The sequence below is a fragment of the Actinocrispum sp. NPDC049592 genome (assembly GCF_040675465.1).
Classification (GTDB): Bacteria; Actinomycetota; Actinomycetes; order Mycobacteriales; family Pseudonocardiaceae; genus Kibdelosporangium.
This window is the reverse complement of record NZ_JBFAPA010000009.1, coordinates 402,451-417,375: the sequence shown is the minus strand read 5'-3', so window position 1 is coordinate 417,375 and position 14,925 is coordinate 402,451. Positions and strand designations below refer to the sequence as shown.

11 protein-coding genes and 1 pseudogene are annotated in these 14,925 nt (G+C 67.4%); 7 read left to right on the top strand and 5 right to left on the bottom strand.

Features of this window, described 5'->3' with window-relative positions; genetic code table 11:
* Positions 1-165: 165 nt before the first annotated feature.
* Together AB0J95_RS24840 and AB0J95_RS24835 are read left to right on the top strand one after the other, a co-directional pair.
* Positions 166-1,125: pseudogene (locus tag AB0J95_RS24840) on the top strand (DUF222 domain-containing protein); the annotation flags it as partial.
* Positions 1,123-1,398 (top strand): HNH endonuclease signature motif containing protein, encoded by a 276-nt coding sequence (locus AB0J95_RS24835; RefSeq protein ID WP_364762162.1) that lies wholly within the window; start codon positions 1,123-1,125, stop codon positions 1,396-1,398. The pseudogene AB0J95_RS24840 and the gene AB0J95_RS24835, both read left to right, overlap by 3 nt.
* A gap of 83 nt (positions 1,399-1,481) precedes the next feature.
* On the opposite strand, the gene AB0J95_RS24830 is transcribed toward AB0J95_RS24835, so the two are convergent.
* From AB0J95_RS24830 to AB0J95_RS24810, 5 genes are all read right to left on the bottom strand, one after another.
* On the bottom strand, positions 1,482-2,585 hold the full coding sequence (locus AB0J95_RS24830) for a glycoside hydrolase family 19 protein (RefSeq protein WP_364762135.1): 1,104 nt from the start codon (positions 2,583-2,585) through the stop codon (positions 1,482-1,484).
* A 69-nt stretch (positions 2,586-2,654) separates the two neighbouring features.
* On the bottom strand, positions 2,655-4,028 hold the full coding sequence (locus tag AB0J95_RS24825) for a ricin-type beta-trefoil lectin domain protein (RefSeq protein WP_364762132.1): 1,374 nt from the start codon (positions 4,026-4,028) through the stop codon (positions 2,655-2,657).
* Positions 4,029-4,042: 14 nt separating this feature from the next.
* The gene (locus AB0J95_RS24820; protein ID WP_364762129.1) at positions 4,043-5,911 is read right to left on the bottom strand and encodes a ricin-type beta-trefoil lectin domain protein; all 1,869 of its coding nucleotides are present in this window, start codon (positions 5,909-5,911) and stop codon (positions 4,043-4,045) included.
* A gap of 101 nt (positions 5,912-6,012) precedes the next feature.
* Positions 6,013-7,254 carry a family 16 glycosylhydrolase gene (locus AB0J95_RS24815; protein WP_364762126.1) on the bottom strand — a complete coding sequence of 414 codons (1,242 nt, stop codon included), beginning with the start codon at positions 7,252-7,254 and terminating at the stop codon, positions 6,013-6,015.
* Between the two features lie 536 nt (positions 7,255-7,790).
* Positions 7,791-9,011, bottom strand: coding sequence for an ROK family transcriptional regulator (locus AB0J95_RS24810; RefSeq protein ID WP_364762123.1), 1,221 nt, complete (start codon positions 9,009-9,011; stop codon positions 7,791-7,793).
* 125 nt (positions 9,012-9,136) lie between these two features.
* Here AB0J95_RS24810 and AB0J95_RS24805 point away from each other — a divergent pair, with 125 nt between their 5' ends.
* The 5 genes from AB0J95_RS24805 (at position 9,137) to AB0J95_RS24785 (ending at position 14,856) form a co-directional block, all read left to right on the top strand.
* Positions 9,137-10,315 (top strand): ROK family protein, encoded by a 1,179-nt coding sequence (locus tag AB0J95_RS24805; protein ID WP_364762120.1) that lies wholly within the window; start codon positions 9,137-9,139, stop codon positions 10,313-10,315.
* Between the two features lie 89 nt (positions 10,316-10,404).
* Positions 10,405-11,823 carry an aldehyde dehydrogenase family protein gene (locus tag AB0J95_RS24800; RefSeq protein ID WP_364762117.1) on the top strand — a complete coding sequence of 473 codons (1,419 nt, stop codon included), beginning with the start codon at positions 10,405-10,407 and terminating at the stop codon, positions 11,821-11,823.
* Between the two features lie 28 nt (positions 11,824-11,851).
* Positions 11,852-13,159: a sugar ABC transporter substrate-binding protein gene (locus AB0J95_RS24795; RefSeq protein WP_364762114.1), complete on the top strand. Its 1,308-nt coding sequence runs from the start codon at positions 11,852-11,854 to the stop codon at positions 13,157-13,159.
* A gap of 9 nt (positions 13,160-13,168) precedes the next feature.
* On the top strand, positions 13,169-14,026 hold the full coding sequence (locus AB0J95_RS24790) for a sugar ABC transporter permease (RefSeq protein WP_364762111.1): 858 nt from the start codon (positions 13,169-13,171) through the stop codon (positions 14,024-14,026).
* The gene (locus AB0J95_RS24785) at positions 14,023-14,856 is read left to right on the top strand and encodes a carbohydrate ABC transporter permease (protein ID WP_364762109.1); all 834 of its coding nucleotides are present in this window, start codon (positions 14,023-14,025) and stop codon (positions 14,854-14,856) included. Before AB0J95_RS24790 ends, AB0J95_RS24785 begins: the two co-directional genes overlap by 4 nt.
* Positions 14,857-14,925 lie beyond the last annotated feature (69 nt).

The following is a 14,925-nucleotide window of genomic DNA, read 5'->3' as shown; positions in this document are numbered from 1 at the left end:
TTTGTGGCCCCCACTTGACAGATGCGATTGCGCAAGCGCCAGGCCATACCGGAGGGACAGGGCACGAAGGCGGGGTCTGTTGCGCTTCGCGTTGGTGGGTCACCCATATCGGTGATGGCCTTGCGTGGCACTGAAATCGCGGGTTGTGCCCGGTAGTATGGAGCTATGCCGGGCAGTGGAAATTGTTGGGGTAAAACAAAAGAAGAGATAGTCGCTGCCCTGCAGGGGTTTGAGGCCCAGGTCCGGCGGACCTACTACGCCGAGCTGGAACTGGTGGCCCACCTGAACAACCAGGGCCTCGCCAACGACCTCGGTTACTCCAACCCGGCGGCGTTGCTTGTGCATGCGTTGCGGATCTCGCCCAAGGAAGCCAAGCGCCGTTTGGCGCAGGCGGAGGCGTTGTTTCCCAGCATCACACCCACCGGGTCGGTGATCGAGCCTGCCCTGCCGACGACTGCCTCTGCCTTGGCTGCCGGAGACATCGGCTCCGAAGCTGTGGACGTCATCCGTAAGACCCTCCAGGACTTGCCCGATCTGGAGCCCGAGAAGCTCGCGCTGGCCGAGTCCACGATGGTCGCCCAGGCCGCCGAGGACGATCCCAACGCCTTGGCCCGCTTCGGCACCCGGGTCCGCAACATCGTCGACCCGGACGGTCCGCCTCCGCCCGATCCGGAACCCAAGCAACCGGACCGGATGCTGCACATCCGCGCTCGTCGGGATGGTGGCCTTGACTTCCGCGGCCACCTCCCTGGCGAGGATGCCCACCTGCTGCATCCGGTGATCAAGAAGGGTGAGCAGCGCCCCCACCGACTGTGCCGACGACCGCTGCCAGGCCGAGCGCACCGCTGATGCGTTCGTGGAAACCCTGCGGATGGCAGCCCAGTGCCCCAGCCCACGAAGAACGGGCTGCGCACGCCGGTCGCCATCACCATCTCCTATGCGGACTTGCTGCGGGACCTCGATGACCGCATCCTCGTCGGACCCGACACCTACCTCACCGCCCGCGAGGCCCGCCGCATCGCTTGCGACAGCCACGTGTTCCCGGCCGTGCTGGGCAGCAAGTCCGAGCCTTTGGACATCGGTGTCAGTTCCTACACTGTCCCCGCCCACATCCGCCGCGCCTTGATCCTCCGGGATGGTGGCTGCGCCTTCCCGAGCTGCGGAGTACCCGCCAGCGCGTGCGACGGCCACCACATCATCCACTGGCGCAACCACGGCCCGACCAAAGTGGACAATCTCGTCCTGCTCTGTCCACACCACCACCGTTTGGTGCACCGCAGTGACTGGGCCATCGAGATGGTCGACCGCACCCCGCGGTTCATCCCGCCCGCGTATATCGACCCACACCGCCGCCCCAGAACCAACTCCGCCCGAAGATCCATCCCCGCCGCCGCATAACCCCAGGGATACGAGCATGACCGGCCCAGCAAAGAGACAGCGCCGCCCCGAGCAAGAAGGGGCGGCGCTGTCTGTGGGGCTGGCTAACAGAACAGGTTGCCGCCAGCAGGGACGCCGAGGATGCCTACAAACCTGTTGTAGCTGTCGACTCGGCTTTGGACTTGGGCGGGGTTGCCGCCGTTGCATTCGATGCTGCCGTTGATGCTTCTGATCGTCTCGCCGAAGCCTCGGCTGTTCACCATGGCGTTGTGGGGGGTCATGGTTCCGGGGCCTGTCTGGGTGTTCCAGTACCACAGGGCGGTCTTCCAGGAGATCGCCGCGTCGGTCTGCACGAGGTTGGGGTTGTGCAGGAGGTCGATGCCCAGGTAGTCGCCTGCGGCCTTGTAGTTGAAGTTCCAGGACAGTTGGATGGGGCCGCGGCCGTAGTATGCGGCTTGGCCTGCGGGGCAGCCGTAGGGCTGGCTGGCGTCGCAGTAGTGGGGGTAGTTGGCGGTGTTCTGCTCGACGATGAACACCAGGTTGCCCGTCTCGTGGGCGACGTTGGCGAGGAAAGCCGCGGCTTCCTGCTTGCGGATGGTGTCACTGCCCGTCTTGGCGAAGCCCGGGAACGAGTTCGCCGCGGTCACCAGGCCGCTGTAGGTGTAGAACCCGTTGCGGCCCGGGAACATCTGGTTGAACTGGGCCTCTGTGACCACGAAGCCGCTCGGTTGGGTACCGCCGCCTCCGGGAGCGTTCCACTTCTGGTTGCCGCCGCCCGTGCAGTCCCACAGCTGGAGGCGGGTGCCGTTCGCCGAGTTGTTCCCGGTGACGTCCAGGCATCGGTTCGCGCTGATGTTCACGATGTCTTTCGCGGCCGTCACGGTCCAGTTCTGGGCGCCCGTGCCGTTGCAGTCCCACAGCTGGATCACGGTCCCGTTGGCGGTACCGGCACCCGCCGCGTCCAAACACTTGCCCAGCGCCTGGATCTGGCCGTTGCCGACCACGTTCCACTGCTGCGCGCCGGTCCCGTTGCAGTCGTACAGCTGGACGGCGGTGCCGTTGGCGCTGTTGGCGCCCGCCACGTCCACACACTTGCCGGCCAGGCCGGTGATCGCTCCAGTGGCCGCTGTCGCCGGCAGGGCGGGCAAAGTGACCATGGCCAAGGCGGCGGCCGCCCCGGCCAGCAGGGCAGAGGTTCTTCGGAACATCGTTCTCCTTCTCCTTGTAGACAAAAGTGGCCCCTGCCGGTGAAACAGGGGCCACTTCCGGTGAAGGTGTCAGCCCTGGTACGGGGCGAACACCTTCGTGAACTCCCACGGCTGCTGTGAAACACCCGAGCAGCTGTCGGCCGGGCCTCCCGTGCACGGCCGGTCCCGGTTGACCGACCAGAAAGTCAGTCGCGCCAGGTGGTGCTGCTGGGCGTAACCCAGGATGGTGCGGAAGTCCGACGGGTAGACGTGCTCGGGATTGGTCCCGTCGGTGACGCCGTTCATGGACGAGATGCCCATGTGCCGGTACGCCTGGTCATCGGAGTAGCCGTACGCGCCGCGCAGCGCGTTCTTCAGGCCCTCGGCCGCGCTCACGGTGAGGTTGCCCATGTTCTGGCCCGCGCCACCGAAGTCGAACGGCATGATCGCCCACGCGTCCGCGGTGAACCCCGCCCGGGCACCGCGGTTGATCAGGCTGGTGTCCGGTCCACTTTGGCCGGTGCCCTGCGTGATGTAGATGACGATCCCCGGGTTGTTCGCCCGGACGATCTTCAACGCGTCGATGGTGCGCTGCTGGGTGTTCGGGTCCGAGTAGGCCTGGTCCTCGATGTCGATGTCGATCGCCCTGAGGCCGAACGCGTTGATCACCCGCTGGTACCGGTCGGCGAGCTCACCCGCGCTGCCGCACGAGCTCTCCAGCTTGTTGCCGCTGTACCCGCCGAACGACGGGATGATGTCGCCGCCCGCCGCGCGGATCTGGTTGATCGAGCTCTGGTCCACACCACCGGTCAGGCCCCGGTTGCCGTCCCACTGCGGGTCGCAGTACCCGTTGCTGAGGATGAAGGCCATGGTGAACCACTTGACGCCGGTCGCGTTCATCACCTCGACCGGGTTGGGCGGAGCGCCCCAGCCGTTGTAGATGTACGGCGCCACAGCCATCGCGCCGTTGCCACCGGGCGGCGGGTCGGTGGGCGGGGTCCCGCCACCGCCGGGCGCGGACCACTTCTGGTTCGGTGTCCCCGCACAGTCCCAGATCTGCAGCCTGGTCCCGTTGGCCGAGTTGTTCCCGGTGACGTCAAGGCACTTGTTCGCCTGGACGTTCACCAGGTCGTTGGCCGCCGAGACAACCCAGTTCTGCGCACCGGTCCCGTTGCAGTCCCAGAGCTGGACGACGGTCCCGTTCACGGTCCCACCACCGGCGACGTCCAGGCACTTGCCCAGCGCCTGGACGGCGCCGGTGCCCGGCACTGTCCACTGTTGAGCGTTGGTGCCGTTGCAGTCCCACAGTTGCACGGCCGTTCCATTGGCGTTGTTCGCCCCTGCGACATCAACGCACTTCCCGGCCAGGCCGGTGATCTGACCGGTGGCCGCCGCCGCGGGGGCGGCGGCCATGGTCAGAGCGGCGGCAGCGCCAGTGAGCAGCGCCGCGGATCTCCTGAGCAAATCATCTCCCGGTATCAAGCGGCTGGGACGGTCCAGCGCTGGTTGGCCGCGCCGGTGCAGTCCCAGATCTGAAGCCTGGTGCCGTTGGCCGAGTTGTTCCCGGTCACGTCCAGACACTTGTTGGCGCCGGTGTTGACCAGGCCGCCGTTCGCGTTCGGTTGCCACTGCTGGGCGCCGGAGCCGTTGCAGTCCCAGATCTGGACCGGTGTCCCGTTGGTCGTGCCGGCGCCGGACACGTCCAGGCACTTGCCCAGCGCCTGGAAGGCACTGCCGGACCGGGTCCACTGCTGCGCGCCGGTGCCGTTGCAGTCGTACAGCTGCACAGCGGTTCCGTTGGCGGAGTTGGCACCCGCCACATCCATGCACTTGCCCGCCAGCCCGGTGACCTGGCCGGTGCCGCCACCGGGAGGCCCGCCCTGCGTGCCGCCCCAGGTGAAGGTGGCCGAGGTCTTGGTCGGCAGGTTGTAGGTGAACGACTGGCTGCCCCAGTTGACGCGCACGTTCTGGGTGCTACCGGTGGTGTTGTACGCGATCAGCGCCTTGGAACCGTCCGGGTTCCTCCACGCCACGTTGCGCACCGAGCCGTTGTCGTTGGAGTCGATGCGCAGCGCGCCCGGCTTCACGAACTTGGTCAGGTGCCCCATCGTGTAGTACTCGACGGTGTAGTCCACCTGGCCGTTGCGGCCGTCTCCGTTGTGGACGGTGATCAGGCCCGTGCAGACGTCACATCCGCCGTTGTGCGGGTTGTGCGCCTGGTCGATCGCCAGGCTCCACTTGACGAAGCTGCGGCTCCAGTTGCGCGCGTAGTCGATCATGTTGATCATGTCGTCGTTCTGCTGGTTGCCCACCCAGGTCCCGCCGGACATCTCGGTGTCGTACACGCCGAGGTTCGGATACTGGTTGCGCACCGTCGTCTGGGTCGAGACCAGCGAGTGGTCCGTCGCGTAGCCGTGCCACGCCATGCCACCGAAGTTCGGGTGGTTGCGGATCGCGGCGTCGTTCAGCGTCGGCGCGGCGAACGACTGGTACTGGTCCCAGTTCCAGTCCAGCGCGAGGACCTTTGTGGACAGTCCGGCGTTCTGCAGGGCGGGCAGCAGGTTGTTCTTGGTGAACACGGCCAGCCCGGAGCCGTTCCAGTTCGCCGACGGGTAGGTGGCGCAGCAGGTCGGCTCGTTGTTCACCGACACGTAGTCGATCGGGATGCTCTGCGCGCCCATGGCCTGCACGTACTTGACGAAGTACTGGGCCAGCGCGGGGTAGTACTGCGACTCGACCCAGCCGAGCTTGAAGTCGTTGTTGTCCTTCATCCACGGCGGCGGCGACCACGGTGTGGCCATGATCTTCATCGCCGGGTTGAGCTGCTTCGCCTGCCGCGTCAGGGGAACGACGTCGGCGAGGTCGTGCGCGACGGAGAACCGGGTCAGGTTCGGGTCGTCCGCGCCGTCGTCGTAGGAGTAGCTGAACCGGGCCAGGTCCGAGGCGCCCATCGGGTTGCGCAGGAACGACACGCCGATCCCGGTGTTCGGGTTGAACAGCTTGTTCATCACGTCGTTGCGGGTGGCCGAGGACAACAGGCCACTCGAGTTCATCAGCCACGCGGCGGAGTCCGTGAAGGACGCGCCGCCACCCTCGAACGGCTGGTACGTGGTGTTCTCGTTGACGGTGATGGTCGCGCCGCCGGAGCCGGTGCCGGCGGTGAAGTTGATGGGAGCCTGCTGCTGCAGGCCGCGCGTGACGTTCCGGCCGCCGCCGTCGTTCGTTGTGGTGAGCCAGATGTTGACCTGTTCACCGGCCGCCTGCGCCGGTGCGGCAACGCTCAGCGCGCCCACCGCCATCAGCAGGGCAGCGCCGATCTTCCCGATTCTGCTACGACTTCTGGACACGGCGAAGTACCTCGTTGTCTTGAGAACGAGTGCGGGCAGGGAAAGGCGGGCAACGGCGCCGGGGAGCAGGAGGCCCGGCGCCGCGCCCTGGGGTAGGTCACCTAGCTGACGGACCACTTCTGGTTCGCCCCGCCCGAACAGTCCCAGATCTGCAGCCTGGTCCCGTTGGCCGAGTTGTTGCCGGTGACGTCAAGGCACTTGTTGGCCTGGATGTTGACGATGTCCCCGGCACCGCTGACGGCCCACTGTTGCGCGCCGGAACCGTTGCAGTCCCAGAGCTGGACGGGTGTCCCGTTGGCGGTGCCACCGCCGGACACGTCCATGCACTTGCCCAGTGCCTGGAACGCGTTGCCGCTACGGCTCCACTGCTGGGCAGCGGTTCCGTTGCAGTCGTAGAGCTGCACCGCGGTGCCGTTGGCGTTGTTCGCGCCGGCGACGTCCACGCACTTGCCGGCCAGTCCGGTGATCCGGCCGCCACCGCCTGGAGGAGCGCTCGACGAGTTGGTCACCCGGACGTAGTCGATGGTCAGGGTGTTGGGCATCGGCGTACTGCTGTTGGGGTCGCCCGGCCAGTAGCCGCCGACCGCCAGGTTCAGGATGATGAAGAACGGGTGGTCGTACACCCAGCGGTTGCCGTTCAGATCCGCCGGGGTACGGGTCTCGTAGACGTTGCCGTCCACCGACCACACGATCTTGTTCGGCGACCAGTCCACCGCGAAGGTGTGGAAGCCGTCGGCGAACCGCGGGCCGTTGTAGGCCGCGCCGATCCCGCCCGCGCCCGAGTAACCGGGGCCGTGGATGGTGCCGTGCACGGTGTTCGGCTCGAAACCGACGTTCTCCATCACGTCGATCTCACCGTCGGCCGGCCAGTTGCCGCCGCCGAGCATCCAGAACGCCGGCCACATGCCCTGCCCGTAGGACATCTTCAGGCGGGTCTCGAAGTGGCCGTAGGTCTGGGAGAACTTGCCCGCGGTGTTCAACCGCGCCGAGGTGTACTCGCACCGGCCGTACCAGCAGTTGTAGTTGCCCGGGTTCTCCCGGCGCGCGGTGATCACCAGGTTGCCCTGGCCGTCCATGGCCGCGTTGCTGGTGCGGTTGGTGTAGTACTGGCGCTCGTGGTTGTTCACGTTGTCGCCGGTCTCGAGGTTCCACTTGCTGCCGTCCGGCGCGCTGCCGGCCGGACCGTTGAACTCGTCGGCGAACGTGGTCGCGAGGATCCCCACATCGGCGGCGGGGCTTGCGGAAGCCGTGCTGCTGACCGCGCCGGTCAGCATGGAACCGAGCAGGAGCGCGGCGGATAACGCCACGCCCGCCCGAGTCCGCCGGGTAAGGCGGAAGGACATCGTTGTCACCTCTCGTGCAGGGGGTCCGGGGCGAGTGGCAGTGCAGGGGCCACTCGCCCCGGCGAGAGCGCTTCCAAGCGCCGTAGCGGCGATTGGTGTGGGTACTGATGGGGTGGGGTTCGTCGTGTCCGGTACCGGTTCCGGGTACCGATCAGCAGTATGCATGGTCTAGACCAGGGCGGCAATACCTTGCCATGCCGGGCCTGGTCAACCGGCCATGAGGGGACATTATTTTAACCTCGAATAAAGACGAGAACAAGGCGGTGACCTGCGAGATCCTGTTTCAAAACGGGGCTGGTGCTCCGGTGTCGCCCTTGACGGGCGCACACCCGGGGGTGTTTCCTGCGTGTGACGGGCAGCACAAGCCAATCGCCGGTGAAGACGGCGATTGGTCTGAACTGCTGTGTCTACAGTGGACGAACTGGAGCATTGCCCGCGGGGGTGAGACCTCCGGCAGGGGAGGCCTGAGTGGACCGGCCGGAAGCCGGTCCACCTAGGCCAAGATGATCATGTAACCCTGGGTGACGCAAACCTGCTTATGCGGCAGCCGTATTTTCCCTGGGATCGCCGCCCTCGGCGAGAAGTGCGGCCACGGGAAGGGTCGCGGCGCCGACCGCGACGGCGTCGGGGCCGAGCTGGCACAGCTCGATCGACGTCACGCCGTACGGGTGGCGCAGTGCATGTGCTTGCGCCGCTTGACGAATCCCCGGCAGCAGGCGGCCGCCGATGGCCAGGCCGGCCCAGCCGCCGAGCACGATCCGCTCCGGGTTGAACAGGTTGATCAGGTTCGCGATACCCGCGCCCAGGTAGCCCGCGGTCTCCTCGAGCACCTTCGCCGCGGTCTTGTTCCGCACGGCCGCCGCGACCATGGCGTCCAGCTGGGACTGTTCATCGGTCCCCGGAATGTCCTTGCCACCACGGGCTTTGCGGTACCGGTCGAGGATGCCCTCGGCACCGACGTACGCCTCCAGGCAACCGTGCGAGCCACACCGGCACAACCGGCCGTTGTAGACGATCGTCGTATGACCCCATTCACCGGCGCTGCTGGTGGATCCGCGATAGGTGGTCCCGTCGGTGATCACCGAGGCGCCGACGCCGGACCCGATCAGCGCGATCACCGCGTGCCGCGCGCCCCGGCCGGCGCCGAACCACATCTCCGCCTGGCCCTGGGTCTTCGCGCCGTTGTCGAAGAACAGCGGCAGCGTGATCCCGCTGGCACGCAGGAGTTCCTCGATCGCCACGCCCTCCCAGCCGATGGTCTGCGCGTGCACCACGACCGGCTTGGTCTGGTCCACCGTGCCGGGCACGCCGACCCCGATGCCGAGCACCGTGCGCTCCTCGACGCCGGCCTCGGCGAGCACCTCGGCCACCCCGGAGGCGATCTGCGCGACCACGGTCTCAGGGTCCAGACCACTGGTGACCGGGTGGTCCACCGCGCCGAGCCGGTTCATCGCCAGGTCGAACAGCTCCACCTTGACGCCGGTCTCGCCGACGTCGATGCCGATCACATGGCCGTAGGCCGGATCCACCCGCAGCAGCACCCGCGGCCTGCCGCCGTCCGACTCGACCAGGCCCGCCTCGATGATCAGCCGCTCGTCGACCAGCTCGCCGGTGACGTTGGAGACGGTGGCCGCGGACAGGCCGGTCAGCTGGCTCAGCTCGTGCCGGGACAGCGGGCCGTCGAAGAACAACTTGGACAGCAGCGTGGACCGGTTGTGGCGGCGCAGATCCCGCACCGTGGTGCGCTTGGCTGGCATGGCTACCCCTCTGTCCGTCGTACCGCCACGCACAGCATGCCTTACCAGCCTAAACGCATGCCATAAATTAAATTTTCAAGTAACCCGCGGGGCTGGTGATGGACTCGCGTGGCACAATCCGTAACATGCTCAGGCCTGTCCAGCAGACGACGCGCGACCTGCGTAGGCACAACAGGTCCGCGCTGTTGTCGAGACTCTACCTGCACGGGCCGGGCAGCAGGCTGGAGCTGATGCACGCGTCCGGGCTGAGCTCGGCGACCGTGTCCAATGTCATCTCCGACCTTATCAACGACGGCATGGTCGCGGAGGCCGGCTCGGTCGACTCGGACGGCGGCCGCCCGCGCACGCTGCTGCGGGTGCGCGGCGACTTCGCTCAGGTCGTCGGCGTGGACATCGGCGAGACGCACGTGCAGGTCGGCCTGTTCGACTGCACGCTGGAAACGCTCAAGCTGGCCACCTACCCCATAGCGGACACCCACCTCGAACCGGAATCCGTTGCGCGGCTGGTGATCGACGGCATCACGGCGGTCACCGATGGCACGGATCCGGCGGATCTGCTGGGTGTCGGGGTCGGCGTGCCGGGCGCGGTCCGGTCGGACGGCCTGGTCTACGCGCCGACGCTGCAGTGGGCCGGGGTGCCGCTGGTGCCGATGCTGCGCCCGCACATCGAGGCGCCGCTGTACGTCGACAACTGCGCGAGAACCCTTGGCCAGGCGGAGATGTGGCGCGGCGCGGGCCGGGACGCCGACCGCGCGGTGATCGCGTTGCTGGGTGTGGGCGTCGGCGCCGCGGTGGCCACCGGGTCCGATTCCTACCGGCTTGCCACCAGCACGACGAGCGAATGGGGCCATACGGTCGTACAGGTCGGTGGCGAAGCGTGCCGATGTGGATCCCGTGGCTGCCTTGAGGCGTACATCGGTGCGGAGGCGATCCTCGAGCGGTACGGCAAGAAGTTCGACGCCGACGACACCGAGTCCAGAATGGCCGAACTGGTCGCGAAGTCCGCCACCAGCAAGGCGGCGCGCGAGGCCGTCGCGGAGACGGCGGAGTACCTGGGCATCGGGGTCGCCAACCTGGTGAACCTGCTCAGCCCGGACCGGGTGGTGCTGTCCGGCTGGGTGAGTGCGGTGCTGGGTCCGGCGATCCTGCCCGCGGTGCGCGAGACGGTGCGGCGGCACGCGCTGCCGTACCTGTTCGTGCAGACCGAGGTCGAGCTGGGCCAGCTCGGCAGCGAGGAGGTCGCGATGGGCGCGGCCACCCTCCCCGTCGTGCGGCTGCTGGCCACCGGCGCCCGTCCGGCCTGACCGAAGAGATAACAGTCCGAAGAGATCGTTGACGCTCGACCGTTCGAGACTTACCTTAAGTCGTGTACTAAGTCTCGAACGGAGTGCGTATGCTGACCGAGGACGCCCAGCTCTACATCGACGGATCGTTCGGTCCGGCGGCTCGCGGCCGGACCGCGCCGGTGCTGGCCAAGGCCACCGGACAACAGATCGGCACGTACGCGCTGGGCGAGCAGGAAGACGTGGACCGGGCCGTCGCAGCAGCCCGTGCGGCTCAGGCAGGGTGGGCCGCACTGGCCGCTCCGGACCGGTCCGCCCTGCTGCTGAAGTTCGCCGCGGTCCTGCAGGACAACTACGAGGAGCTGCTCGCGCAGAGCATGCGCGAGACCGGTGGCGTGCGGGCCAAGGCCGAGGACGAGGTCGGCACGGCGATCCGCCAGCTGGCGATCTCCGCGGTGCAGGCGACCGAGAACGCCGGCGACATCCTGCCGCCGTACAAGGCGGGCAAGCTCTCCCTGTCCCGTGCCGTGCCGCTGGGTGTGATCGGCCTGATCACGCCGTGGAACTACCCGATGAACCTGGCCATGCGCGCGGTCGCGCCGGCGCTGGCGTTCGGCAACACGGTGGTGCTCAAGCCCGCCGAGCTGACCCCGGTCATCGGCGGGCACGTCCTGGCGAAAGCCGTGCACGAGGCCGGGTTCCCGCCGGGAGTGTTCAACGTGGTCACCGGCGACGGCGAGGCCGCGGGCTGGCCGCTGGCCACGCATCCGGGCCTTGACCTGATGGACTTCACCGGTTCACGCGAGATCGGCGTGCGGATCGCCGAGGCCACCGCGGGCTCACTCCGCCAGATCCGGCTGGAACTGGGCGGCAGCAACGCCTTCGTCGTGCTGGACGACGCCGACCTCGAACTGGCCGCGTCCTGCGCGATGATCGCCTCGCTGGAGTTCCAGGGCCAGACCTGCATCAGCGCCAGCAGGCACATCGTGCTGCGCGAGGTCGCGGACGCCTATGTGGACGCTCTGACCAAGCGCGCCGACGCGTTGACCGTGGGGGACCCGTTCGCCGACGGAACCGACCTCGGCCCGCTGATCAGCGAGAAGCAGCGCGACCGGGTGCACAAGCAGATCGTCGAGCCGTCGGTGCGGATGGGCGCCCGGGTGGTCAGCGGCGGGACCTACGACGGCCTGTTCTACCGGCCGACGGTGCTGGTGGACGTCACGCCGCAGATGCCGGCGTTCTCCCAGGAGATCTTCGGACCGGTGATCCCGGTGACCGTTGTGGACAGTGAGCGGGAGGCGGTCGAGCTCGTCAACGGCTACCCCATGTTGATGAACTCGGTCTTCAGCGCGGATCTCATGCGCGGCATGCGTGTCGCGGAACAGCTGCGGGCCGGCGAGGTGCACGTCAACGACGCGCACGCCCGGCACGGTGCGGAGAACCAGATGCCCGGGTTCACCAGGCGCCAGTGGATCGGCCTGCAGCGCACCCCCTTGTCCCTTCCGGAGTGGGCAGCCCGAACGCGGTAGTGTCGCGGTCACCAAGGAGAAGAGCATCATGAGCAAGAGTCAACGGAGACTCGCCGCCGCGGTGGTGGCGGTCGCCCTCGCGGCCACGGCCTGCAGCGCAAGCGATGACGCCGGCAGCGGCGCGCCCGCCCCGGCCGGCGGCAAGGCCGAGCTGAGCTTCTGGGGCTGGGACCCCAACATGGACAAGGTCGTCGACATCTGGAACAAGGCCAACCCGGACCTGCACGTCACGCTGACCAACCCGGCGGGCGGCGACCAGCTGGTGAACAAGATGGTCACCGCGCACGAGGCCCGCAACGGCCCGGACATCGCCAAGGTCGAGTACCAGTCGCTGCCCGCGCTGGTGGCCGGTGGCGTGGTCCGTGACATCACCGAGTACACACAGGACACGGTGAAGGACTTCGACGAGCCGACCCTCAAGGCCACCAGGTTCGAGGGCAAGGTCTACGGCGTCCCGCAGGACGTGGCCCCGCTGATGCTGTTCTATCGCACAGACGTCTTCCAGGCGCAGGGCCTGACCGTGCCCAAGACGTGGGACGAGTACGCGCAGACCGCGAAGGCGCTGAAGGCCAAAGCGCCCAACCTGTTCATGACGAACTTCGACGCCGCCGACCCCGGCTGGTTCGCCGGGCTGGTCCAGCAGGCGGGCGCGGACTGGTGGACCACCTCGGGTGACAAGTGGACGGTCGACATCAACGGCGGACCGTCCAAAAAGGTCGCCCAGTACTGGGAGGACCTGGTCAAGGCCGGGGCCGTCGACAAAGGACCGTCGTTCTCGCCGCAGTGGAACAAGCAGATGAACGACGGCACCATCGTCACCTGGATCTCCGGGGCGTGGGCGCCCGCGCAGTTCAAGGGCATCGCGCCGGACACCGCCGGCAAGTGGGCCGCCGCTGCGCTGCCGGTCTGGACCGCGGGCGACAAGAACACCGGCATCTGGGGCGGTTCGGCGATCACCGTGACCACCGACTCCAAGCACCCGGCCGAGGCCGCGAAGTTCGTGTCCTGGCTGAACACCAACGCCGAGGCGGTCACCGCGCAGATCCAGAACATCAACGTCTACCCGGCCAGCACCAGTGGCCGCTCGCTGCCGGTGCTCAAGACCCCGCCGCCGTTCCTGCCCAACCAGACCGACTACTACGAGCTGGTCAAGCAGGCAGCGCCGGGCGCCCGCAGCTTCCAGATGTGGGGTCCGAACGTGACGGTCACCTTCGCCAGCTACACCGACTCGTTCGGCAAGGCGATGCAGGGCGGTACTCCGTTCGCGGGAGCGCTGGACGCCATGCAGAATGCCACCGTCACCGACATGAAGAAGCTCGGCTTCACGCTCAACTAAAGGGCAGGCATGAGGAAATCGAAGGGTCTGCCCTACTTCCTCGTTGCGCCCGCGGTCCTGCTGTTCCTGCTGTTCGTTGTCGCGCCTGGAATCTACGCCCTCGTGCTGAGCTTCCAGGCGCGCAAGGTCAGCGGCGGGCTGCTGGCCGCGGGCAGCAAGGTGGTGTTCGTCGGGCTGGACAACTACACCGAGGCGCTGGGGGACCCGGAGCTGCTGGGCAGCGTGCTGCGGATGCTCATCGTCGGGGTGGTCACGGTCAGCGTGACCGTCGGGCTGGCGCTGCTTTTCGCGCTGCTGCTGGACGTTCCGCGCACGCGGCTGGCGAGGTTCAGCCGTCTTGCGATTTTCCTGCCCTACGCCGTGCCCGGCGTGATCGCCACCCTGCTGTGGGGGTTCCTGTACCTGCCGGCCACCAGCCCGGTCAAGGGCGTGGACTTCTTCGGCTCGGTCTCGGTGTTCTTCTCGGTGGCCAACATCGCGGTGTGGGCGGCGGTCGGGTTCAACATGATCGTCATCTTCACCGCCCTGCGGTCCATCCCGCCGGAGGTCTACGAGGCGGCCCGGCTGGACGGCTGCTCGGAGTTCTGGATGGCGCTGCGCATCAAGGTCCCGCTGGTTCGCCCGGCCATCGTGATGTGTTCGATCTTCAGCGTTCTGGCCGCACTGCAGCTGCTGAACGAACCCTTCACGTTGCGCCCGTTGAGCAACGCCATCTCGTCCGAGTGGACGCCGTTGATGAAGATCTACAAGGACGCCTTTGTGGACTCCGACCTCTACAGCGCGGCGGCGACGTCGGTGCTCTACACGCTGGCGGCGCTGATCGTGTCGGTCGTCGCGGCCCGGGTCGTGCGGCGGGGGGCGCGATGAGGCGGGTCGCCTGGCTGCCCACCGCGGGCCTGGTCCTGGGGGCGATCTACTGCGTCGCGCCGACGCTGTGGATCCTGGTCGCGGCAACGAAGTCGCCGGCCGAGCTGTTCGCCACGGCCACCTACCTGCCGTCCTTCGGCGCGGGCATCCTGCACAACATCCGGGACCTGACCGCCTACCAGGGCGGCATCTTCTGGCGCTGGATGCTCAACAGCTTCCTGTACGCGACCGTTGGTGGGGTGATCGCCTCTCTGGTGTCCGCCGCGTCGGGATATGCGTTGGCCAAATACGTCTTCCGCGGGCGCGACGCCCTGTTCAACACCATCCTGGCCGGCGTGCTGCTGCCGCAGATCGTGCTGGCGATCCCGCAGTACCTGCTGCTGTCGAAGGCCGGCCTGACCGACAGCTTCGCCGGCGTACTTCTGCCACAGCTGTTCAACCCGTACGGCATCTACCTGTGCCGGATCTACGCGGCCGCCTCGGTGCCCGACTCGATGCTGGAGGCGGGCAGGCTGGACGGGTGTTCGGAGTTCCGGCTGTTCACCTCGATCGGCCTGCGGCTGATGGCTCCCGGCCTGGTCACGGTGTTCCTGCTGCAGTTCATCGTCATCTGGAACAACTTCCTGCTGCCGTTCGTGATGCTCACCTCCGACAGCCAGTTCCCGGTGACCGTCGGCCTGTACAGCCTGTTACGCCACGGGGCGGCCGAGGCTTCGCTGTACTCGCTCGTCATCACTGGCACATTGTTGTCGATCGTGCCGGTCGTGGCACTGTTCCTCTCGCTGCAGCGCTACTGGCGGATCGACCTGGTCACTGGCTCGATCAAGTAGAGCGTTACTTCACGCCTTAAATTTAGGGTGGTTTCGTAACCGCGCCGTTATTGACGTGACGTCCGCCAC